The organism is Nocardioides silvaticus, from assembly GCF_003160695.1.
Taxonomy (GTDB): domain Bacteria; phylum Actinomycetota; class Actinomycetes; order Propionibacteriales; family Nocardioidaceae; genus Nocardioides; species Nocardioides silvaticus.
In genome coordinates, this window is the sequence record NZ_QGDD01000011.1 from 25,893 (window position 1) to 46,525 (window position 20,633).

General features: G+C 72.0%; 16 protein-coding genes. 7 read left to right on the forward strand and 9 right to left on the reverse strand.

Features of this window, described 5'->3' with window-relative positions:
- Positions 1 to 106: 106 nt before the first annotated feature.
- From DJ010_RS19725 to DJ010_RS19735, 3 genes are read right to left on the reverse strand one after another with little or no spacing between them, the layout of a single operon-like run.
- Entirely contained in the window at positions 107 to 646 is a 540-nt protein-coding gene (locus DJ010_RS19725) for a hypothetical protein (RefSeq protein ID WP_109697002.1), read from the reverse strand.
- Positions 643 to 2,403 (reverse strand): right-handed parallel beta-helix repeat-containing protein, encoded by a 1,761-nt coding sequence (locus tag DJ010_RS19730; protein WP_109697004.1) that lies wholly within the window; start codon positions 2,401 to 2,403, stop codon positions 643 to 645. The genes DJ010_RS19725 and DJ010_RS19730 overlap by 4 nt, the downstream gene beginning before the upstream one ends.
- 29 nt (positions 2,404 to 2,432) lie before the next feature.
- Positions 2,433 to 3,275: a septum formation family protein gene (locus DJ010_RS19735; RefSeq protein ID WP_109697006.1), complete on the reverse strand. Its 843-nt coding sequence runs from the start codon at positions 3,273 to 3,275 to the stop codon at positions 2,433 to 2,435.
- 134 nt (positions 3,276 to 3,409) lie between these two features.
- On the opposite strand from DJ010_RS19735, the gene fbaA reads away from it, so the two are divergent.
- Positions 3,410 to 4,441, forward strand: coding sequence for a class II fructose-bisphosphate aldolase (fbaA, locus tag DJ010_RS19740; RefSeq protein WP_109697008.1), 1,032 nt, complete (start codon positions 3,410 to 3,412; stop codon positions 4,439 to 4,441).
- 1 nt (position 4,442) lies between these two features.
- Here the strand turns inward: fbaA and DJ010_RS19745 are convergent, their stop codons facing one another.
- Together DJ010_RS19745 and DJ010_RS19750 are read right to left on the reverse strand one after the other, a co-directional pair.
- Positions 4,443 to 5,054 (reverse strand): class I SAM-dependent methyltransferase, encoded by a 612-nt coding sequence (locus DJ010_RS19745; RefSeq protein WP_211318892.1) that lies wholly within the window; start codon positions 5,052 to 5,054, stop codon positions 4,443 to 4,445.
- Between the two features lie 7 nt (positions 5,055 to 5,061).
- A complete protein-coding gene (locus DJ010_RS19750) occupies positions 5,062 to 6,567 on the reverse strand; it encodes a DHA2 family efflux MFS transporter permease subunit (protein ID WP_245927727.1) in 1,506 nt (501 codons plus the stop codon).
- A gap of 77 nt (positions 6,568 to 6,644) precedes the next feature.
- Here DJ010_RS19750 and DJ010_RS19755 point away from each other — a divergent pair, with 77 nt between their 5' ends.
- Positions 6,645 to 7,067, forward strand: coding sequence for a DUF3151 domain-containing protein (locus tag DJ010_RS19755; protein ID WP_109697011.1), 423 nt, complete (start codon positions 6,645 to 6,647; stop codon positions 7,065 to 7,067).
- Positions 7,068 to 7,132: 65 nt separating this feature from the next.
- On the opposite strand, the gene lysS is transcribed toward DJ010_RS19755, so the two are convergent.
- Together lysS and DJ010_RS19765 are read right to left on the reverse strand one after the other, a co-directional pair.
- Positions 7,133 to 8,863: a lysine--tRNA ligase gene (gene lysS, locus DJ010_RS19760; RefSeq protein WP_109697013.1), complete on the reverse strand. Its 1,731-nt coding sequence runs from the start codon at positions 8,861 to 8,863 to the stop codon at positions 7,133 to 7,135.
- Positions 8,864 to 8,880: 17 nt separating this feature from the next.
- Positions 8,881 to 9,810: a diacylglycerol/lipid kinase family protein gene (locus tag DJ010_RS19765; protein ID WP_245927728.1), complete on the reverse strand. Its 930-nt coding sequence runs from the start codon at positions 9,808 to 9,810 to the stop codon at positions 8,881 to 8,883.
- Between the two features lie 41 nt (positions 9,811 to 9,851).
- On the opposite strand from DJ010_RS19765, the gene DJ010_RS19770 reads away from it, so the two are divergent.
- From DJ010_RS19770 to DJ010_RS19785, 4 genes are all read left to right on the forward strand, one after another.
- Positions 9,852 to 11,279 carry a carboxyl transferase domain-containing protein gene (locus tag DJ010_RS19770; RefSeq protein ID WP_109697015.1) on the forward strand — a complete coding sequence of 476 codons (1,428 nt, stop codon included), beginning with the start codon at positions 9,852 to 9,854 and terminating at the stop codon, positions 11,277 to 11,279.
- A gap of 67 nt (positions 11,280 to 11,346) precedes the next feature.
- Positions 11,347 to 12,630 (forward strand): adenylosuccinate synthase, encoded by a 1,284-nt coding sequence (locus DJ010_RS19775; RefSeq protein ID WP_109697017.1) that lies wholly within the window; start codon positions 11,347 to 11,349, stop codon positions 12,628 to 12,630.
- Positions 12,631 to 12,780: 150 nt separating this feature from the next.
- Positions 12,781 to 14,526, forward strand: coding sequence for an Ig-like domain-containing protein (locus tag DJ010_RS19780; protein WP_109697019.1), 1,746 nt, complete (start codon positions 12,781 to 12,783; stop codon positions 14,524 to 14,526).
- 103 nt (positions 14,527 to 14,629) lie between these two features.
- Positions 14,630 to 14,917 (forward strand): hypothetical protein, encoded by a 288-nt coding sequence (locus tag DJ010_RS19785; RefSeq protein ID WP_109697021.1) that lies wholly within the window; start codon positions 14,630 to 14,632, stop codon positions 14,915 to 14,917.
- A gap of 10 nt (positions 14,918 to 14,927) precedes the next feature.
- Here the strand turns inward: DJ010_RS19785 and DJ010_RS19790 are convergent, their stop codons facing one another.
- Together DJ010_RS19790 and DJ010_RS19795 are read right to left on the reverse strand one after the other, a co-directional pair.
- The gene (locus DJ010_RS19790; protein WP_109697023.1) at positions 14,928 to 17,120 is read right to left on the reverse strand and encodes a protein kinase domain-containing protein; all 2,193 of its coding nucleotides are present in this window, start codon (positions 17,118 to 17,120) and stop codon (positions 14,928 to 14,930) included.
- Between the two features lie 10 nt (positions 17,121 to 17,130).
- Positions 17,131 to 19,224 (reverse strand): serine/threonine protein kinase, encoded by a 2,094-nt coding sequence (locus DJ010_RS19795; protein WP_158283075.1) that lies wholly within the window; start codon positions 19,222 to 19,224, stop codon positions 17,131 to 17,133.
- A 100-nt stretch (positions 19,225 to 19,324) separates the two neighbouring features.
- Here DJ010_RS19795 and purD point away from each other — a divergent pair, with 100 nt between their 5' ends.
- Positions 19,325 to 20,632 (forward strand): phosphoribosylamine--glycine ligase, encoded by a 1,308-nt coding sequence (purD, locus tag DJ010_RS19800; RefSeq protein ID WP_109697027.1) that lies wholly within the window; start codon positions 19,325 to 19,327, stop codon positions 20,630 to 20,632.
- Position 20,633 lies beyond the last annotated feature (1 nt).

Below are 20,633 nucleotides of genomic sequence, written 5' to 3' on the forward strand. Positions count from 1 at the left end.
GTGTTCCTCAACCGTGGATACGGACCGAGCCGCCGATCGGTTGCCAGGCGTTCGGGATCGTCATCGCCAGCGTGACCCCCACGCCGCGCTGGCGATGACGACCCGGCTAGTGGGGCCGGACGTCGTCGCCCCGGACCAGCGTCCGGTCGGGGCAGTTGCGGATCACCTGGCCGTGCAGGGCGATCGGGTACTCCAGCTCCAGCTCGCGGTCGAACCCGCGGCCCAGCACCGAGCCCTCGAGGTCGACGCGGTCCCAGGTGACGGCCGACCGCTCGTGGTAGTAGCGGCAGTTGTCGAAGCGGAAGGTGAGCTCGACGACCTCCTCGCCCCAGGCGCCTACCTCGACGGGCAGGTTGTCGGCGACCGGCACCAGCAGGGGGAGGGGTCCGTCGTCGAGGTCGGCGGCGTCGATCGTGATCGGCAGCGGGCCCCCGTTGTCGACGGGGACGCTCATCGTGACCTCGTCCTGGTGGCGGTAGTGGAGCGCGAACGTCCCCTCCCTGCCGTACTCGCGGATCTGCAGCCCGGCGTCGACCGGCAGCGACGGCGCGACCTCGGGATCGAGCCGCACGCCGAGCGGCAGCAGCGCCCACCCGGCCGCGAGGCCGGCGACGCCGAGCGAGGCGGTCTTGAGGAGGAGGATCATCGCGTCCTGGCGGTCCGGGCCCGGAGCCGGAGAGTGGCGGCGCCGACCAGGCCGATCGCCACCAGCGCGATCGGGACCGTCGGGTCGTTCGGACCCTGCTCGGCCGCGGCCTGGGCGGCCGCGATGCTCTCGGCGGTCGGCTTGGGCGGCGTCACGATCCAGTCGCAGCCGGCCGGGGTCGGCTTGGAGTAGCGGTCGTACGACGCGCAGCTCAGCAGCGTGGTGGTCTTGACCAGGTTGCTGATCGGGAGCAGGGAGGGCGCCTTGCAGTCGGGCAGGTAGCCGAGCGTCGCGTTGTGGGTGATCTTCTCGCCCTTCGCGGCCTCGTTGTCCTCCCAGCAGTTGCCGCGGCCGGCGTCGTCCCACCAGAAGTCGAGGCCGTTGGGGCTGCGCTTCCCGTTCGGCGTCATCCCCATCACGTTGTCGGTGAAGTGGTTGAAGTTCGAGTTGTCGAACTGGTGGAGCGGGTTGAAGTCGTCACGCAGCAGCGCCGGCGGGACCCAGAAGAGCATGAACCCCTGGCGGTAGTTGTTCCAGACCTGGTTGCCCTCGACGTAGTTGTGGTTGCCGACCATCATCCCGCCGGTGCCGACGGGGAGGGCGAAGGCCGGGCAGACCACGCCGCGCTGGTGCCCGCGATCGACAGGGTGCTCCGCCTGGCAGGGGGCGTCGTCGCCGGCGACGTTGCCGTAGTAGTTGACGTTGTTGGAGTAGATCTTGTTGTCCGAGAACCAGCCGTGGTCCTGGGGCATGCCCGGGTGCCCGGCGAGGATCGACTCGACCACGTAGCCGACGCCGTTGTGGTGGATCTTGTTGTCGTGCACGTAGACCGAGTTGCCGGCCGTGCCCGAGAACCCCAGCGCGTTGTGGTGCATGTTGCAGTTGCGCACCTCGACCGCCCACCGGGTCAGGGGGCCGGTCTTGCGGTTGCGGGCGTTCACGTCGGCGGCGCTGCCGGGATAGATGCCGGAGTCACCGTTGTGGTGGGCGTTGCAGCGCTGGATCAGCCCGTGGTCCGAGGTGAAGGTGAGCACGCCGTACAGGTCGTTGTAGCGGGTGACGACCCGGTCGACGACGTAGCCGTCGGTCTCGTGGATGTAGACGGCGTTCTCGCGGAACAGCTCGAGCGTCATGTTGGCGAGGTAGAAGCCGTCGGCGCGGTCGGCCTTGATGCCGTTGTGCTTGATCCAGTCGCCGTTCTCGGCGAACCCGCCGCGGAAGAGCACGTCGCCAGGGCGGGCGCCGGTGCCCTCGACCTGCAGGTTGCACAGCGCGCTGTCGCAGACGATGTCCTGGTCCTCCGGGTCGTCGCCGGCGATGGTGACCAGGTTGACGACCTCCCCGCACGAGTGCGAGAGCTCGTAGGTGACGATGCCGCCGTCGTACCCCTTCATGCAGGCGGCGTCCCACGACGGCCGCTCGCGGTAGACGCCGGGCAGGACGTAGATGTTGGTGCGCTGCACGCGGACCGCGTCGACGGCCGCCTGCAGGTTGCGGAACTCGCAGTCCTGCAACAGCCGGAGGTTGCGCTGGCGGACCGCGGCGTTGCCGATCCGGTCGATCCGCCTCCGCGAGTCGGGGCGGCAGACGACGATCACGTCGGCGGCCTGCGCCTCGCTGCGGTGCTTCGGTGTCGACCCGTTGCCGGGCGGGAACTGCGAGTCCCGCTCCTCGTGAGCGGTGGCGGGCGCTGCGGAGAGCAGCAGTGCGAGCAGCCCGAGGGCGACGATCAACAGGCCGGCAGGGGTACGGCGCATCGGGAGCCTCCTCCACGGAGGCAGCCGCGTTACCGCCTCCGCTGATGCCCTGCCAACGTGTCCCAGGTCACAGAGTTACGGGGAGTGGGTCGGGCGACCTGCTCCTCGGCCCGGGCGGCCTTCCGGTCGGCGTCCCGCTTGTAGCAGACGGCGTAGCGGAATCCGAGGCGCCACCAGTACTGCGACGAGGGCCAGGAGTACCTGAAGGAGCCACGCGGGATCTCGCGACGACAGGCGTCGAGAGCGAGCTGCTGGATCTTGTCGGCGCCGCGCCAGCGCTTGGAGCGCACCGCGGGTGAGTGGGTCGCACGCCACTGATGCGGCCGGGAGCACGCGGTGGCCCGGAAGTCGCCGCGGGCGCCCTCGCTGCACCGCGCGATGCTGGCCGGCAGCGGCAGCCTTCGCAGCCGCACGCTCTCCGGCAGCGGCACCGTCCTGGAGCCCCCGGCGATGGTGAGCTCGCAGCGGACCCAGGACGCGCCCGCCTCGCGCTGGACCGGGGTCGGCAGGAGCCAGTGGTAGGTATAGGCGGACCGGGCGATCTTGCGCGGGTCGCCCCCCAGCACCTTGATCCACGAGGGATTGCACTGGCCGTAGACCTCGCCGAGGTAGGAGTCCTCGTCGTTCCAGTCGGGTGCGACATCGAACTCGACGACGTCGAAGGTGAGCGTCGTGTGACGCGTCGAGCAGTCGACCGGCGGCTTGTCGCTGCTCACGCCGCGGATCTCGTCGTACGTCAGGTTGAAGCAGCTCCCGATCGCGGGAGGGCTCGTGTCGACACCGGCGCCGGCAGCGGCCGAGGTCGTGGTCACGACCGACAACGGAGTGAGGGCAGCGGCCAGGATGACGGCGGCGCCGAGTCGCAGCTTCAAGAGGATCCCCAGAGTTCGGTGAACGCACCGCCATGGTGCGCGCGGACCATAAGTCGCGACCGAGCCGAAAGTAAAGCCCCCGGCCCGACTAGGGTGGATGCGCAACCGACCCCGTGAGCAGGAGCAGTAGCCCGATGCCCATCGCCACCCCCGAGAAGTACGCCGAGATGCTGGACGCCGCGAAGGCCGGGTCCTTCGCGTTCCCTGCGATCAACGTGTCGTCCTCGCAGACCCTCAACGCCGCCCTCAAGGGCTTCGCCGACGCCGGCTCCGACGGCATCATCCAGGTCTCGACCGGCGGTGCGGAGTACCTCTCCGGCCCGACGGTGAAGAACATGGTGAGCGGCTCGGTGGCGTTCGCGGCCTACGCCGCCGAGGTCGCCAAGAACTACCCGGTCAACATCGCGCTGCACACCGACCACTGCCCGAAGGACAAGCTCGACGGCTTCGTCCGGCCGCTGCTCGACATCTCCGCCGAGCGGGTCGCGCGCGGTGAGGCCCCGCTGTTCCAGTCCCACATGTGGGACGGGTCCGCCGTACCGCTGGACGAGAACCTGCAGATCGCCGAGGAGCTGCTCGCGAAGGCGGCGGCGGCCAAAATCATCCTCGAGATCGAGGTCGGCGTCGTCGGCGGCGAGGAGGACGGCGTCGAGGGCGGCATGGGGGACCACCTCTACACGACCCCCGAGGACGCGCTCGCGACCGTGGCCGCGCTCGGGGTCGGCGAGAAGGGCCGCTACCTGACCGCGCTCACCTTCGGCAACGTGCACGGCGTCTACAAGCCGGGCAACGTCAGGCTGCGGCCGGAGATCCTCAAGTCCGCGCAGGAGGCCGTCGTCGAGAAGCTCGGCCTGCCGGCCGGCTCGAAGCCGTTCGACCTGGTCTTCCACGGCGGATCCGGCTCGACGGCCGAGGAGATCGGCGCGGCCGTCGACTTCGGTGTGGTGAAGATGAACGTCGACACCGACACCCAGTACGCCTTCACCCGCCCGGTCGCCGCGCACATGTTCAGCAACTACGACGGCGTCCTCAAGGTCGACGGCGAGGTCGGCAACAAGAAGACCTACGACCCGCGGGCGTGGGGCAAGGCGGCCGAGGCCGGCATGGCCGAGCGCGTCGTCGAGGCCTGCGAGAACCTGCGGTCGGCCGGCAAGACCGTCGGCTGACTCAGCCGGCCGTGCCGGTGTAGAGGTAGCTCGCGAACTTCGGGCCGGGGAAGTAGCCCTCCTCGAGGGTCGTGACCTCGAACGAGCCACGCACCAGGCTCGGAACATCGCGGTCGAACTGGCAGCCGCCGGCGATCCGGCGCTGGACCGGGTTGAGCCGGCGCTGCCACTTCCGGACCCGGTCCGTCGGCGCGAGACCGTGCTCGCAGAACAGCAGCTCGCCGCCGGGCCGGAGGACCCGCCGCATCTCCGCGAGTGCCGCGGCCGGGTCGGGGATCGAGCAGAGCGTGAACGTCGTGACGACGGTGTCGATCTCTCCGTCCTCGAGCGGGATCGACTCGGCGGACAGGCCGAGCACGCGGACGTCGATGCCGGCCGCGGCCGCGCGGGCACGTGCCTTGTCGTGCATCTGCTCGGCGGGGTCGACGGCGATCACCTCGGTGACCCGGTCCGCGTCGTAGAACGCCATGTTGTGGCCGGTGCCGATGCCGATCTCGAGCACCCGGCCCTGCGCCCGCGGGACCAACCCGGCTCGCTTCTGCTGGATCGGGCCGACGCCGCAGGCGTGCTCGAAGAGCCAGGGCAGCACGTAGCGCTCGTACGGGCTCACCATGGGTCGATCATTCCACCGGCGCGGCCACCGGGGGAGTGGAGGCGGCCGGTGACGCCGCGCCGAAGTGGCGCGGTGCCTCGAAGAACAGCACTGCGACGAACCCGAGCGCGAGCACCGCGGCAGGCAGCAGCATCGCCTCGGACATCGCCTCGCTGAACGGGGCGTAGACCTGCTCCGGCAGCGACTGCCCGGCGGCCTCGGGCCCGCCGCCCGCGCCGAGCCCGTTGGCGATCAGCCGGCTGTCGAGCAGCACGGCGATGCCGGCGGAGCCGATGACCGAGCCGACCAACCGGGTCGCGTTGTAGACGCCGGCACCGGCACCGGCCTGGTGCATGGGCAGGTTGCGGGTGGCGGTCGCCGCCAGCGGCGCCCAGACTCCCGACATGCCGAGGCCGAGCACGCCCATCGGCACGAGGATCTCCCAGTACGGCGTCTCCGGTGCCAGCGCATGGCCCACCCAGAACACCCCGGCTGCCGCGAGCCCGAAGCCGGTGGCGGTGAGCAGGCGCGGGTGGACCTTGTCGGTGAACCGGCCGACGACCGGCGCCATGACGAGTGAGACCACCGCCATCGGGACCATCAGCAGGGAGGCCTCGAGGGCGGACAGCCCGCGCACCAGCTGGGCGTAGAGCATCAGCGGGAAGCCCATCGCGACGGCCGCGAACCCCATGCACGAGATGCCGAGGTTGGACACCGAGAAGTTGCGGTCGGCGAACATCCCGAGAGGGACCAACGGCTCCTGGCGGTTGCGCGCCTGCCAGAGGACGAACAACACGAAGAGCGCCAGCCCGCCGACGATGAGCGCCCAGACGACGCCGTCCCACGCGCGCTGCTCGCCGTTCTGGATCCCGAAGACCAGCGCGAACATCGCCGCCCCGCTCAGCGCCACACCGAGCCAGTCGAAGCGGTGGTCGTTGGTCGAGAGCACCGGCACCAGGCGCCAGTTGAGGTAGAGCGCGACCAGGCCGATCGGCACGTTGATGTAGAAGATCCACTCCCAGCCGAACGCGTCGACGAGGACGCCGCCGAGGATGGGCCCGACCAGCGTGGCGACGCCGGCGGTCGCGCCCCAGAGCGCCATCGCCTGGCCGCGCCGCTCGGCGGGGAAGATCCGGGTGATGACGGCCATCGTCTGCGGGGTGATGAGCGCCGCGCCGACGCCCTGGAGGACGCGAGCGGCGATCAGCATCTCGATCGACCCGCTCAGCCCGCACCACAGCGACGCGACCGTGAAGACCGCCAGCCCGATGAGGTAGAGCCACTTGGGGCCGTAGCGGTCACCGAGCCGCCCGGTGATCAGCACCGGAACGGCGTAGGCCAGCAGGTAGGCGCTGGTGACCCACAGCACCGCGTTCTGGCTGGCGTCGAGCTCGACGATGATGTCCGGCGTCGCGACGGTCACGATCGTCATGTCGACGAGGATCATGAAGAAGCCGATGCAGAGGGCCGCGAGCGCGGGCCAGGGCCTCACGTCGGACGGCGTGCCGGCCGCGGGTGTCGAGGTCTGGGTCACGGTGCGACCCAACCACTTGCCGCCGACAACCATTCCCCGGGCGTGATGAGTGCTCCGGTGTCTGTCAGGCTGGTCACATGAGTCACCAGGACCTGATGGCCGGACCCCCGCCGACCCACCTGCCGGAGGACCCCGCGGCCGAGGCACTCGCCGCGAGAGAGGCGCCGGCGGCCGTCGTACGACGGTTTCCGGCGTCGCCCGCTGCCTGGGCCGCCCTCGCCACCGCCGCCGTTGACCAGGACGCCGACGACGTGACTGTCTACGCCTTCGCGCGCGTCGGCTACCACCGCTCGCTCGACCTGCTGCGCCGCAACGGCTGGAAGGGGCACGGCCCGGTCCCGTGGGAGCACGAGCCCAACCGCGGCTTCCTCACCTGCCTGGCCCTCCTCGCGAAGGCCGCCCGCGCCATCGGCGAGGACGAGGAGTGGGAGCGCTGCTCGACCTTCCTCCGCGAGTCCAGCCCCACCGCGGCTGACGCGCTGCTGCCGGTCGTCGAGTAGGCCGAGACCCTGGGCGAGACCGTGTCGAGACGCGTCTCGATACGGTCGCTCGCTGCGCTCGCGCCCTACTCGACGACCGATGAAGGCGTGAGCAGCGACCGCACCCGCTCGGGGCCGAGGGCGGCGAAGAGGGTGGGGAGGCGCGGGCCGCGGTCGGCGCTGACGAGGAGCTGGTAGAGGAGGCGGAAGAATGCCTTCTGGTCGGCCTTGACCTCGTCGGTGGGCGCGTCCTCGAGGGTGAGGCCGCGACCGAGCTTGGGGACGCCGTAGATCAGCGTGGTCAGCTCGTCGGCGTCGTCGAACGAGTCGGGCAACCGGTCGAGCAGCTGGCGCAGCCAGAGCTCCTCGTCCTCGTTCAGCGCGGCGAGCCGGTCGGCGTCGGGGGAGTCGCGGACGTTGGTGCGGTCCTCGGGGTCGACGTACTCCGTCATCCAGGTCGCGGCCTTCGACAGCCGCGGCTCGAGCTCGGCGACGGAGTCGTGGACGTAGCCCACCTTGCCGACGGTCTGCGAGATCAGGTCGAGGGAGCCGGCGGTGACGTCGGCGACCGACGACAGCATCCGGAACGGTACGACGACCTCGGGCGTCGGCAGGGTGCCGGCGGCGGCGGTGGCCGATGCCCGTTCCCACGCCAGGACGGCGGCGTCGCGCTTCTCGGGGACGGCGGCCTTCTTGGTGAGCGCGTCCCACTCGTCGTAGAGGCGCAGCACCTCCTGACCGAAGTCCACGTTGAACGCCTGCTTCGGCTGCCGGCGCACGTAGAGCCAGCGCAGGATCGGTGCCTCGAGGATCCGCAGCGCCTCGGCAGCGGTCGGGACACCGCCCTTCGAGGACGACATCTTCGGCATGCCGGCGACGCCGACGAACGAGTAGCCGACGAACGACGGGGCGGTGCCGCCGAAGACCGGGCCGACGATCTCCTTGCCGACGGTGTACGACGAACCGGGGCTGGCGTGGTCGACACCGCCGGGCTCGAAGTGGACGGCCTCGTAGGTCCAGCGCATCGGCCAGTCGACCTTCCAGACCAGCTTGCCCTCGTCCTGGGTCGCGAGGTTGGTGACGTAGGAGTCGCCGCACACGTCGCAGGTGTAGGCGAGGTCGGTCGACTCGTCGTCGTAGGAGGTGAGGGTGACCGTGTCACGCCCGCACCCGCGGCAGTAGGGCTTGAACGGGAACCGGGCCAGGTCCTCGTTGGCGCCGTGGCCGCCGTCCTCGGCGCCCTCCTCCGCCGCCTCGGCCGCGTCAGCCGCCTCCGTCTTCTTCGTGCGGTAGCGCGACATCACGGACTCGATCTCGCCGCGCCTGCGGACCGCGGTGAGGACCTGCTCGCGGTAGGCGCCGGAGCGGTACATCCCGGTCTGCTCGACCTCGACCATCTCGCAGCCCATCGCGGCCAGCGCGTCGCGCAGCGGCGCCTTGAAGCGCTCCGCCCAGCTCTCGAACTCGCCGGTCGGGTCGGGCACGGCCGACAAGGGCCGGCCGATGTGCTCCTCCCAGGACGGGTCGACGCCGGCGGGCACCTTGCGGAACCGGTCGTAGTCGTCCCAGCTGTGCAGGTGCCGCACGGTGACGCCGCGGCGCCGGATCTCCTCGGCGACGAAGTGGACGGTGAGGAACTCGCGGAGGTTGCCGAGGTGGATCGGTCCGGACGGGCTGATGCCGGACGCGCAGGTCACGACCTCGGGCAGCGCGCCGCCGTTGACGGTCTCCGCGTGGCGGAGCGCCAGGTCGGCGGTGCGGGTCACCCAGTCGGTCGGGTCGGCGCCTGACGGGTCGGTGTTGCGTCCTCGTGCCACCCCACGAGGTTATTGGGTCAGCCGGCCGGGACGATCATCGAGTACGCCGACGGCTCGAGTCGCCAGCTCCGGTGCCGCTCCGGTCCGTAGAGCTCACCGTCGGCGCTGCACCAGAACTCGCTGCCGCTCACGGTCACCGTCGAGGCCCTGCGGGTCTCGACGTCCCGGTGGGTCGCGTGGGTGCCGATGCCGAGGCGGGCGACGTACGCCAGCCGGGAGAGCGTGCCCTTGGGACGCGCGATCATCACGTCGATGCGTCCGTCGCCGGGGTCGGCGTCAGGGGTGAGCTCGAGGCCGCCGCCGACCGTGGCGCCGTTGCCGAGCGCCACCATCAGCACCGGGTGGTCGACGTCGCAGACGACCTCGCCGTCGACCTCGATCCGCAGCCGGAGGACGGGCGGGTCGATCGAGGAGAGCAGCGCGCCGATGGGGTAGCCGAGCCGGCCCAGGTTCACCGGGCCGACCCCGACCCGGCCGAGCCGCTCCTTCCACGGCACTGCCTTGCGGCCGGCCTCCGCGCCCGCGCCGAGGTGCACCTGGTTGACGACGATCTGGCCGACCTCGTCGACCAGGAGGTCCAACTCGCGCACCTTGCCCTCGACGAGGGACTCCGCCGCCTCGACCGCGTCGAGCGGGATGCCCAGGGTGCGGGCGAAGTCGTTGCCGGTGCCGAGCGGGATCAGGCCGAGCACCCGGTCCGGGCCGAGCTCGCGCCGCCGGTAGAGCGCAGTGATGACCGCGTGCAGGCTGCCGTCACCGCCGGCCACCACGACCCGGCGCGACCCGGCGCGGTGCAGCGCGCCGTCGAGCTCACCGGGGTCGGAGGTGGCGGCCACCTCGACCGACGTCGCGCTCCGCAGCACACCGAGCGCGGCGTCGAGCGCGGCGTCGTCGGCGGTGCCGGCGTCACTGTTGGTGATCACCAGGAGCGGCTCGGGGTTGGACACCGCCCCACCCTAGGCGGCACGTGGTGGTTGGATGCAGCGGCATGGGGACGAGCCGCCGGTGGACCGCGCGTGAGCTGATCGACCTGGTGCTCGACGAGGGGTCCTACGAGTCGTGGGACCAGCCGGTCGACGTCAGCGGGCACCCCGCCGACTACCAGGCCGAGCTCCGTGCCGCCGCCGAGAAGGCCGGCACCGACGAGTCGGTCCTCACCGGACGCGGCACCGTCGACGGGCGTCCGGTCGCGTTCGTGGTCAACGAGTTCCGGTTCCTGGCCGGCTCGATCGGTGTCGCCGCCGCGGAGCGGATCGCCGCTGCCGTCCGTCGGGCGACGGCCGAGGGCATCCCGGTCGTGGCGAGCACGGCGTCCGGGGGCACCCGCATGCAGGAGGGCACCCGGGCGTTCGTCCACATGATCGAGATCACCCGGGCGCTGATGGAGCACCGCGCGGCCGGGCTCGCCTACGTCGTGCACCTGCGACACCCCACCACCGGTGGGGTGTACGCCTCGTGGGGGTCGCTCGGACACGTGACGGTGGCCGAGCCGGGCGCACTGGTCGGCTTCCTCGGTCCGAAGGTCTTCGAGGCGCTCAACGGCCGCCCGTTCCCCGCCGGCGTCCAGACCGCCGAGAACCTCGCCGCGAAGGGTGTGATCGACGCCGTCGTGGCCAGCGAGGACCTGCGGCTGCTCTTCGACCGGGCCCTCGCGGTGCTGGTCGACCCGCCGGCGCCGAGCACCCGCGAGCGTCGTACGCCGCTGCCGGCGGGGAGCGAGGGTGCGCCGGCCTGGGAGTCCATCGAGCGCACCCGCGCCGAGGGTCGAGCCGGCGTCCGCGACCTGCTCAAGCACGGCGCCGAGGGCACCCTGCGCCTGCGCGGCACCGACGAGGGCGAGCGCGACGAGACGGTGATCGTGGCGCTGACCCGGCTCGACGGCGCCCCGTGCGTGGTCGTCGGCCAGGACCGCTCCCGGCAGACGGCAGCCACGCCGATGGGGCCGGGGGCGCTGCGCGAGGCCCGGCGCGCGATGCGGCTCGCCGAGGAGCTCCGGCTGCCGCTGGTCACGGTCGTCGACACCCCCGGCGCCGAGCTGTCGCCGGCAGCCGAGGAGGGCGCGATCGCCGGCGAGATCGCCCGCTGCATCGCGACCCTCGTGACGATGACCGTGCCCACCGTCTCGGTGATCCTCGGCCAGGGCTGTGGTGGTGGCGCGCTCGCGCTGCTCCCCGCCCGCACCGTCATCGCGACCGAGCACGCCTGGCTCTCCCCGCTGCCGCCCGAGGGCGCGAGCGTGATCCGGTACGGCACCGTCGAGCGGGCCGCGGAGATGGCCGCCGACCAGGGTGTTCGCGCGGTCGACCTGCTGACCGGCGGGGAGGTCCACGTCGTCGTCCCCGAGCGCGACGACGACACCCCCGCCGACCTGGCGTCCGCCGTCGTCGCCGAGATCGCTCATCACCTGAGGTTTTGATAGCGTCTCTCCGCAAGAGCCCGGTCTTGCGACCGGGCTTCTCGCTTTTTGCGAAGGAGCGCAACCGATGCCAGCGATCGTGATCGTCGGCGCCCAGTGGGGCGACGAGGGCAAGGGCAAGGCGACCGACCACCTCGGCAGCCGCGTCGACTACGTGGTGAAGTTCAACGGCGGCAACAACGCCGGCCACACGGTGGTGATCGGCGACGAGAAGTACGCGCTCCACCTGCTCCCGAGCGGCATCCTCACCCCAGGCTGCACGCCGGTCATCGGCAATGGCGTCGTCGTCGACCTCGACGTGCTGTTCCACGAGATCGACGGGCTCGAGGCGCGCGGCATCGACACCGGCGCGCTCAAGGTCAGCGCCAACGCGCACGTGATCGCCGACTACAACCGCACCCTCGACAAGGTGACCGAGCGGTTCCTCGGCAGCCGCAAGATCGGCACGACGGGGCGCGGCATCGGCCCGACCTACGCCGACAAGATGAACCGGCTCGGCATCCGCGTCCAGGACCTCTTCGACGAGAAGATCCTGGCCCAGAAGGTCGAGGGCGCGCTCGAGCTCAAGAGCCAGATCCTCACCAAGATCTACAACCGCCGCGCACCGTCGGTCGACCAGACCGTCGAGGAGCTGCTGGCGCACGCGGACCGGCTCTCGCCGTACGTCTGCGACACGACGTTGCTGCTGGGCGAGGCCCTGGACCGCGACGAGACCGTGCTGCTCGAGGCCGGGCAGGCCACGCTCCTCGACGTCGACCACGGCACCTACCCGTTCGTGACGTCGTCGTCGGCGACGGCGGGCGGCGCGTGCACCGGCTCCGGCATCCCGCCGACGCGGATCGACCAGGTGATCGCGATCGTGAAGGCCTACACCACCCGGGTGGGAGAGGGTCCGTTCCCGACCGAGCTGCACGACGAGTCCGGCGACTTCCTGCGCAACACCGGCGCAGAGTTCGGCACCACGACCGGGCGGCCGCGCCGTTGCGGGTGGTACGACGCCGTGATCGCCCGCTACGCCGCCCGCGTCAACGGCGTGACCGACTTCGTGCTCACCAAGCTCGACGTGCTGACCGGTCTCGAGCAGATCCCGGTGTGCGTGGCCTACGACGTCGACGGCGAGCGGTACGACGAGATGCCCGCCAACCAGAGCGCGTTCCACCACGCGGTGCCGATCTACGAGTACTTCCCCGGCTGGACCGAGGACATCAGCGGCGCCCGCACCCTCGACGACCTCCCGGCGAACGCCCGCTCCTACGTGCAGGAGCTCGAGCAGATCTCGGGTGGCCGGATGTCCGTCGTGGGTGTCGGGCCGGAGCGCGAGCAGGCCGTCGTGCTCCACCCGCTGCGCTGAGATCTGCCCGTTCGGCTATTTCTTTCATCTCTTTACCGAAAACCGCATAAAAGCCCGCCGGTTCGTGGTGTGGTCTAGTCGGCCGCCGGTCCGGCGGCCGGGCTCCGCGCTCTGCGGAGCGGAGGGAACGAACCAACCGAAGGGCAACGAATGTTCAACCGCTTCAGCGCGCCCAAGATCGGGCGCGTCAGCGCCGGCCTCGCCGCCGGTGCCGTCACTGCTGCCGGGCTCGTGATCGCCGGCGCTCCGGCCGCTCACGCCGACCAGGTCGTGCTCACCCCCGTCGACGTCAACACCGACGCGACGCGGGCCACCGGCCACAACGACTTCCAGACCGACGGCGTCCGCGTCTGGACCGAGAGCAACACCTCGACCGACAAGGCCGCCGCCTACTTCGACGTCCACCTGGCGCTCGCCGAGGTCGGCACGCCGAGCCTCGAGTGGGCCGGCACCGGTCCCGAGCCGGGCCTGCAGCTCACCACCGACTTCGACGGTGACGGCGACGTCGACGGCATCCTCGTCGGCGAGACCGTGTACGGCGGCAACTGGTGGGTCGGCAGCGTCCAGGACGCCGCCGTCTTCGCCGAGCCCAACACTCCGCCGACCACCGGCGGTGGCGGCGGCCCGCTCAACGGCACCCTGACCGAGTGGCAGACGGCCTACCCCGACGCCGAGGTCGTGCAGGCCGGCTGGTCGCTCGGCTCCGGCGTCAAGGGCGACGGCACCGTCTACGGCCTGACCGTGGGCGGCACCGAGTACCTCTTCAGCGACGAGCAGGCGGACGAGACCAAGGTCCTGCGTCCCGGGGACGTCAACACCCAGGAGTCCGGCTCCACCGGTCACAACGACTTCCGGCTCACGTCGGGCGTCCGCGTCTGGACCGAGGGCAACACCAGCAGCGACAAGGCTGCCGGCGCCTTCCTGGTCGGCCAGCCGTTCGCCGAGGTCGGCGAGCCCAGCATGAGCTGGCGCGCCAACGGCTCGGAGAACACGCTCCGCCCGGGCCTGCAGCTGTTCATCGACATCAACGGCGACGGCGCGTTCGACGGCCGTCTCGTCGGCGAGCGCAGCTACGCCAACGGCGACGCGCTCTACCGCGAGAACTTCGGCCTCACCAACTGGTGGCTGACCAACGGCTCGTCCGCCGACTTCAAGGCGCTGGCGCCGTCCACCTCGGGCGGCTACGGCTCGGCCTTCAACGGCACCCTCGCCGAGTGGCGCGCCGCGCTGCCGGCCGAGGCCACCGTCGTCGCGGCCGGCTGGTCGCTGGGCTCGGGCGTCAAGGGTGACGGCGTGATCGAGTCGATCACCGTCGGCCTGACGACCTACACGTTCACCGCCGCCGAGGCCCCCAACACGGCCCCGGTCGCCGAGGACCTCACCGCCAGCACCGTCGCCGGCGGCAGCGTCTCCGTCCCGCTCGAGGCCACCGACGCCGACGGCGACGAGCTGACCTACACCGTCGACGGCGAGCCCGTCGCCGGCGTGCTCGAGGCCTCGTTCGGCCCGCGCTTCGTCGGGACCAAGACGTTCGACTACACCGTCGAGGACGGCCGCGGCGGCAGCGACACCGGCACCGTGACCGTCAAGGTCGACCGCGCGCCGACCAGCAGCACGATGACGGTCAAGCCCGACGTCATCACGGTGAAGAACAAGGTCAAGGTGTTCCTTGCCGTCGAGACCTCCGGCGCGACCAACGGTGTCGCGTTCGTCGTCAAGGACAACGGCAAGCGGGTCGGCACCGGCACGCTCGACCGTGACGGCCAGGTCAAGTTCGTCGTGGGCAAGCTGCCCCGTGGCGAGCACGTGCTCTCGGTCAAGGTCTTCAAGGGCGACTTCACCAAGCCCTCGTCGACGGAGCAGACCATCACGGTGAAGCGCGCCCCCAAGAAGTAGCGCTGATCCCAGCACCACGACGACGCCCCGTCGGCACCTCGGTGCCGGCGGGGCGATCGCCGTTTCCGGGACCCGCGCAACTCTGTGGCTCTACGCTCGGCGCGTGCCACGCATCCTCGCCTACCTCGTGCTGCTGGTCGCCGGGGTCCTGAGCCTGCCCGTCGCCGCAGCGGTGTTCGACGGTGAGGGCTCGGAGAACTGGATCCTCCCCGCCCAGCTCGGCGGGATGGCCGTCATCGGCGCGCTCGTCGGCGCGGTCACCCCCCCGCTCGTCGGTGACGGCGCGTCCGGCGGCAAGCGGGTCGCCCTCGGTGCGTTGGTCGGCGTCGGCGCCGCGCTCGTCGGCGTCGTGCTGTTCTTCCTGCTGCTCAACGGCTTCGACGGGGCCTGACCTTCCACCGCTAGAGGATGGACGGCTCCACGTTCACCACCAGGCGGATCAGGCCGCAGCCCTCGAGCGGGCACGACGTGATGGTTCCCCACACGTCCTCGCCGAAGGGGGCGAAGCTCTCGCCGTCCGAGACCGCCACGCCGATCTGGAGCGCGCCGTCGCGTTCCCTGGTCGACACCAGGTCGTCGTCGCCGTCGCCGTCGACGTCCGAGAGCGACTGCTCGAAGGCCGGCGCGCCGCGGTCGAAGACCTCTTGCTCCCATTCCTCGTCGGTCCCACGGCCGGGCAGCCACTCGGTGACGTCGCCGAAGCGGCCCTCGTCCGCGTCGAGCTCGACCACCCCGACAGACCCGCGCCGGCCGTTGGTGACCACGACCTCGTCGGCACCGTCGTCGTCGACGTCCCCGGCCATGAACCACCCGACGCCCCAGGTGTCGACGTCGGGACGCAGCGGCTCCTCTGCGGAGAAGCTGCCGTCGTCGTTGACGAACGGCTGGAGCTCGACGCCGGTGATCCGGTTCCCGCGGTGGGTGTTCGTCGCGCGGAACAGGTCGTCGTCGCCGTCGCCGTCGAGGTCCCCGACGCCGGTGATCGGGTCCTCGGTCCGGCCCAGGTCGAGCACCAGCTCGGGTTTCGCGAAGGACTCGTCGCCCGCGAGGGACGCATACATCGTCACGAGGCTGCCGTCGTCGAGATAGCTGTTCGCGAAGAGGAGGTCGTCGCTGCCGTCGCCGTCGACATCGGCGAGGTACGGGGTGAGCACGTCCCACTCGACGGTGGCGGTGAGGGTCTGGGGGTGCTCCCAGATCGAGCCGTCGCCGGGGATCACCCGCAGCTTGTAGGTGCCTGCTCCGTCCTGCGCCGTGAACCAGACCTGGTCCATCCGGCCGTCGCCGTCGACGTCGCCCAGCAGCGGCCGACCGGCCTCGGTGCCGTGGTCCTTCGGCTCGCCCAGCGTGGTGCCGGTCGACGCCAGGCTCGTGACGGTCCCGGTGCCGCTCGCCTCGGCCTCGAAGGCGTTCGCGCGGACCTGCGCCACCACGTCCCCCAGGCCGTCGCCGGTGAGGTCGCCACTCACCAGCTCGACCGGCTTCGGGTCGCCCTTCGCGCCCCCCGGCTCGTCGTCGTCCCGCGCTGCGAGCCCGGCCCAGGTGGCCAGTCCGCCCACCAGCGCGAGGGCGACGATCCCACCGACGACCAACGGCCAACGACGCCGGCGGGGTGAGGGCCCGGCGGGTCGCGCCGCCTCGGTCGGCGCCGCGGGAGCGGCGGGCGGCGGAGGTGGTGGGCTCCCGTGGCTCCCGGGTGAGCTGCTGCGGACGGCGGTCGGGGGTGCCGCGGCCACGGGTGCGCGCACCGGCTCGTCCGACGCAGTGGCAGCCAGTGCCTCCATCTCCGCAGCCAGGGCGGCGCCGTCGGCGTGCCGTTGCTTCGGGTCCTTCGCCATCACCCGCGTGAGGAGGGCGTTCAGGCCGCGGACCGTTTCACCGTCATCCGGCAGCTGGGGGATCGGGGCGCTCGCATGCGCGATCGCCATCTCGACCTCGGTGCCGGTGTAGGGCGTGCTACCGGTCAGGCAGGTCCACAGCATGCAGCCGACGGCGTAGAGGTCACTGGCCGGGACGGCGGGCGAGCCGAGCGTGCGCTCCGGCGCCAGGTAGGCCCAGGTGCCGGCGACCATGCCGGTGGCGGTGTGGTGGCTCGCCGCGTCCGAGGTCGCGATGCCGAAGTCGCAGAGGAAGGCCCGCTCGTGAGGAGTGCCGGGGTCGGAGAGCAAGACGTTGCCCGGCTTGACGTCGCGGTGCAGCACGCCGGCCCGGTGCACGTCGTCGAGGCCGCGGGCCACCTGCGCGCAGAGCCGCAGTGCCCGGCGTGCGGTCAGCCGCTGCTGCTGCTCGACCAACGAGCCGAGGTCGGTGCCGGCGACGAACTGCGTGACGATGTAGGGATAGCCGTCGAGCTCGTCGTGGTCGTGGACCTGCACGACCCACGGCGACTGGACCCGCGACATCGCGAGCGCCTCGTGGTGGAACCGGCGGCGGAACTCCTCGTTGGACGCGAGCGGGCCTGTGATCACCTTGAGCGCGACCTCGCGGCCGAGCCGGGTGTCGGTCGCGGCGTACACGACACCCATGCCGCCCTGGCCGATCAGCCGCTCGATGCGGTACTGGCCGAGGACGGTCCCGGGCTGGGGGATCTGCATCGCTCTCCGATCAGTACGCCGGGGTCACCGGGCTGAAGCTGTCACCGCAGCTCGGTGCGCAGTCGAAGGTCCCCCACGGCACCGGCTCCGCCAGGGTGCCGCCCTCGGCCATCCGGACGGTCACCGGCTTGCTGGGGTCGCCGTTGTACTTGAGGAACACCAGGTCGTCGTCGCCGTCACCGTCCACGTCCGACATGACCCAGTCGGCGGTCGCGGACGAGCTGTAGCGGTTGTAGCGGCCCTGCCAGGCCGCGTTGTCCGGCGGCGCCTGCCAGATCAGGTCGATCGCCGACCACGCGCCGTCCGCGAACTCGGTCGTGGCGAAGCCGTCGGGCCCGACGAGCAGCGGCTCGTCGTCGCCGTCGCCGTCGAGGTCGCCGTACAGCCGGACGCCCTGGGTGTAGTTGTCCGGGCCGAACGGCAGCGGCGCGCCGGCGTCGGCCAGTGCACTGCCGTCCGAGGTGATCAGCTGCAGCTCGATGTCCCAGGGCTGCTCGCCCTCGCCGGGGCCGTCGCCCTCGAGGGTGGCCAGGACGTCGTCCTCCCCGTCGCCGTCGAAGTCGGCGACGTCGAACTGGGCGTAGTCGGCGTCGCTGTCGGAGGAGTACCACTCCGCGGGGTCGGCGAAGGCATCGTCGCCGGCCGACCCGACGAAGAGGCGGACGCCGCCGCCGGCAGCGAACTCGTTGCCGATGATGAGGTCGTCGCGGCCGTCGCGGTCGACGTCGCCGAAGAGCGCGGTGAACGAGTCCGTCGCTCCCCAGTCGGTGCCCTCGGTACGGATCTCCTGGTGCCACGGCTCACCCTCGGCCGGCACGACGTCGATGACGAGCGCCAGGTCGACGCTCGCGGTGAACACCTTGTCGAGCTGCTGGTCACCGTCGACGTCGGCGAGCTGGAGCGTGGGGAAGGTGTCGATCGCCACGGCGTCGGGGTAGGGCTCGCTCGCCGGATCGCCGACACCGTCCTCCCCCGAGGACAGGAAGACCGTCTCGCCGACCTTGCCGAGCGTCTCGGGGTCGAGGCGGTCGAGGAGCACGTCGCCGCGGCCGTCGCCGTCGAGGTCGCCGGTCACGACGCCGGCCGCTGTCGTCGGGTCGCCGCCGCCGTCACCGTCTCCGTCGCCGCCATCGGACAGCAGCCGCCAGGCGACACCCCCCGCGACGACCACCAGCACCACGGCGGCCGCGACGAGCGCGACCAGCAGGCCGTTGCGCCGGACCTTCCCGTCACTCGCGGGCGGAGAGCTGGGCGGTGGGGGCGGCGCCAGCGGAGCAGGACGGACGGCGGTCGGCGGCGCGGCGGGCCGGATCGCCGTCGGCGCTGCGGCGGAGGAGGGGGCTGCCCCGGGTGCGCCGGGTGCCCCAGGCGGCGGGGTGGCCGGGGCCCAGCGGCGGGTCATGTCCGCGAGCTCGGCGCGCAGGGCGTCCGCGTGCGGTGGCCCGGCCTCCGGGTGCGGACCGAGCAGCCGGTTGAGAAGGGCGTCGACCTGCGGGCCGAAGCTGCCCGGCGGGGGCGGGGTGGGTGACGGCCCGGGGTCGGTGCCGGTCAGGGCGGCGATGAGCAGCCGACCGACCCCCTGCAGGTCGCCGGTGGTGCTCGCCTGCGGGTTGGCGTCGGTCAGGGGGAAGCCGGTGAGCCAGGCATGGGCGCGGACCGTGCCGGCCTCCCGCACCAGGACCTGGTGCGGCCCGACGTCGCCGTGCACGAGCCCCTGCCGGTGCGCGTCGGCGAGACCGGCGGCCGCCTGCTCGGCCAGCGTCAGGGCCGCGTGCTGGGGGAGCGCCCCGTGCTGCTGCAGCCAGGCCGCGAGCGTCCCCTCCGGCACGTGCTGGCTGACCAGGTAGACGTGGTCGCCGTCGGTCGCGTGATCGTGCACCTGGGCGACGTACGGCGACGACAGGCGGGACAGCCGGGTGGCCGACTCCCGGAACCGGTCGGTGAACCCAGGGGTCGCGGCGAGCTCGGGTCGTAGGACGTGCATCGCGACCGTCCGCTGCAGCCGCTCGTCGGTCGCGGCGTACACCACCCCGAGTCCGTCCTGGCCGATCACCGAGTCGATCCGGTAGCGACCGATCTGGTCGCCGGGTTGCGGGAACACCACGCCGAGAAACCCCCATGAGATTGATGGACGTCGGCCAGTCTGCCCCAGCCGTGGGACCGGCAATCCCGGTGGGCCCGGTGCGGCCCTAGGATCGAGCCCCGTGAGAGCCCTCGTGATCGGCACCGGTGGCCGCGAGCACGCCATCGGCCTGGCCCTCTCCCGCGACCCCGGGGTGACCGAGGTCCACGCGGCGCCGGGCAACCCGGGGCTCGGTGCCTTCGCCACGCTGCACGAGGTGGACCCGATGGACGGTGCGGCCGTTGCCGCCCTGGCCCAGCAGGTCGGCGCCGACCTGGTCGTCGTCGGTCCGGAGGCGCCGCTCGTCGCGGGTGTCGCCGACGCCGTCACCGCCGCCGGGATCCCCTGCTTCGGCCCGTCCGCAGCCGCCGCGCGGCTCGAGGGGTCGAAGGCGTTCTCCAAGGAGGTGATGGCCGCGGCCGCTGTCCCGACGGCCCGCTCGAGCACGTGCACCACGCCCGAGGAGGTCGCCTCGGCGCTGGCGGAGTACGGCGCGCCGTACGTGGTGAAAGACGACGCGCTGGCCGCGGGCAAGGGGGTCGTCGTGACCCGCGACCGTGACGAGGCGCTCGCGCACGCGGCGACCTGCGGTCGGGTCGTGGTCGAGGAGTTCCTCGACGGGCCGGAGGTCTCGCTGTTCGCGGTGTGCGACGGGCGGACGGCGTACCCGCTCCAGCCGGCGCAGGACTTCAAGCGGATCTTCGACGGCGGTCGCGGCCCGAACACCGGCGGGATGGGGTCCTACACGCCGCTCACCTGGGCGCAGCCGGACCTGGCGCAGGTGGTGATGGAGACCGTCGTGCAGCCGACCCTCGACGAGATGGCCCGGCGGGGCGCGCCGTTCGTTGGCTGCCTGTACGTCGGCCTCGCGCTCACCGCCGACGGGCCCCGGGTCATCGAGTTCAACTGTCGCTTCGGCGATCCCGACATCCAGCCGGTGCTGGCCGTGCTCGACTCACCGTTCGGGGCGCTGCTGCGCGCCGCGGCCACCGGCCGGCTCACGGACGTGCCGGCCCCGGTCTTCCGCGACGACGCCGCGGTGACGGTGGTGCTCGCGTCGGCCGGCTACCCCGAGTCGTCGTCGAAGGGTGACGTGATCCGCGGCGTCGGCGCGGCCAACGGCGTCAACGACGTCGACGTCATCCACGCCGGCACCGCGATCGTCGCCGCCCCCGAGCCGGGCGACCCCGACCACCAGCACCTGGTGACCGCGGGCGGGCGGGTGCTCGCCGTACGCGCCGTGGGGTACGACGTCGCCGACGCCCGCGCCCGTGCGTACGCCGCCGCCGACCTGATCACCTTCGACGGCCTCCAGCGCCGCTCCGACATCGCGGCCGAGCCGCTCGGCGTCGTCGAGGGCGCGTCGCTGGCCGACCCCGAGGGCTCCTGAC

Excerpts from the sequence above, each read along its gene's own strand:
- DJ010_RS19725 (WP_109697002.1), bottom strand. The coding sequence starts at position 646 with ATGATCCTCCTCCTCAAGACCGCCTCGCTCGGCGTCGCCGGCCTCGCG.
- DJ010_RS19730 (WP_109697004.1), bottom strand. The coding sequence starts at position 2,403 with ATGCGCCGTACCCCTGCCGGCCTGTTGATCGTCGCCCTCGGGCTGCTC.
- fbaA (WP_109697008.1), top strand. The coding sequence starts at position 3,410 with ATGCCCATCGCCACCCCCGAGAAGTACGCCGAGATGCTGGACGCCGCG.
- DJ010_RS19745 (WP_211318892.1), bottom strand. The coding sequence starts at position 5,054 with ATGGTGAGCCCGTACGAGCGCTACGTGCTGCCCTGGCTCTTCGAGCAC.
- DJ010_RS19755 (WP_109697011.1), top strand. The coding sequence starts at position 6,645 with ATGAGTCACCAGGACCTGATGGCCGGACCCCCGCCGACCCACCTGCCG.
- DJ010_RS19770 (WP_109697015.1), top strand. The coding sequence starts at position 9,852 with ATGGGGACGAGCCGCCGGTGGACCGCGCGTGAGCTGATCGACCTGGTG.
- DJ010_RS19775 (WP_109697017.1), top strand. The coding sequence starts at position 11,347 with ATGCCAGCGATCGTGATCGTCGGCGCCCAGTGGGGCGACGAGGGCAAG.
- DJ010_RS19780 (WP_109697019.1), top strand. The coding sequence starts at position 12,781 with ATGTTCAACCGCTTCAGCGCGCCCAAGATCGGGCGCGTCAGCGCCGGC.
- DJ010_RS19790 (WP_109697023.1), bottom strand. The coding sequence starts at position 17,120 with ATGCAGATCCCCCAGCCCGGGACCGTCCTCGGCCAGTACCGCATCGAG.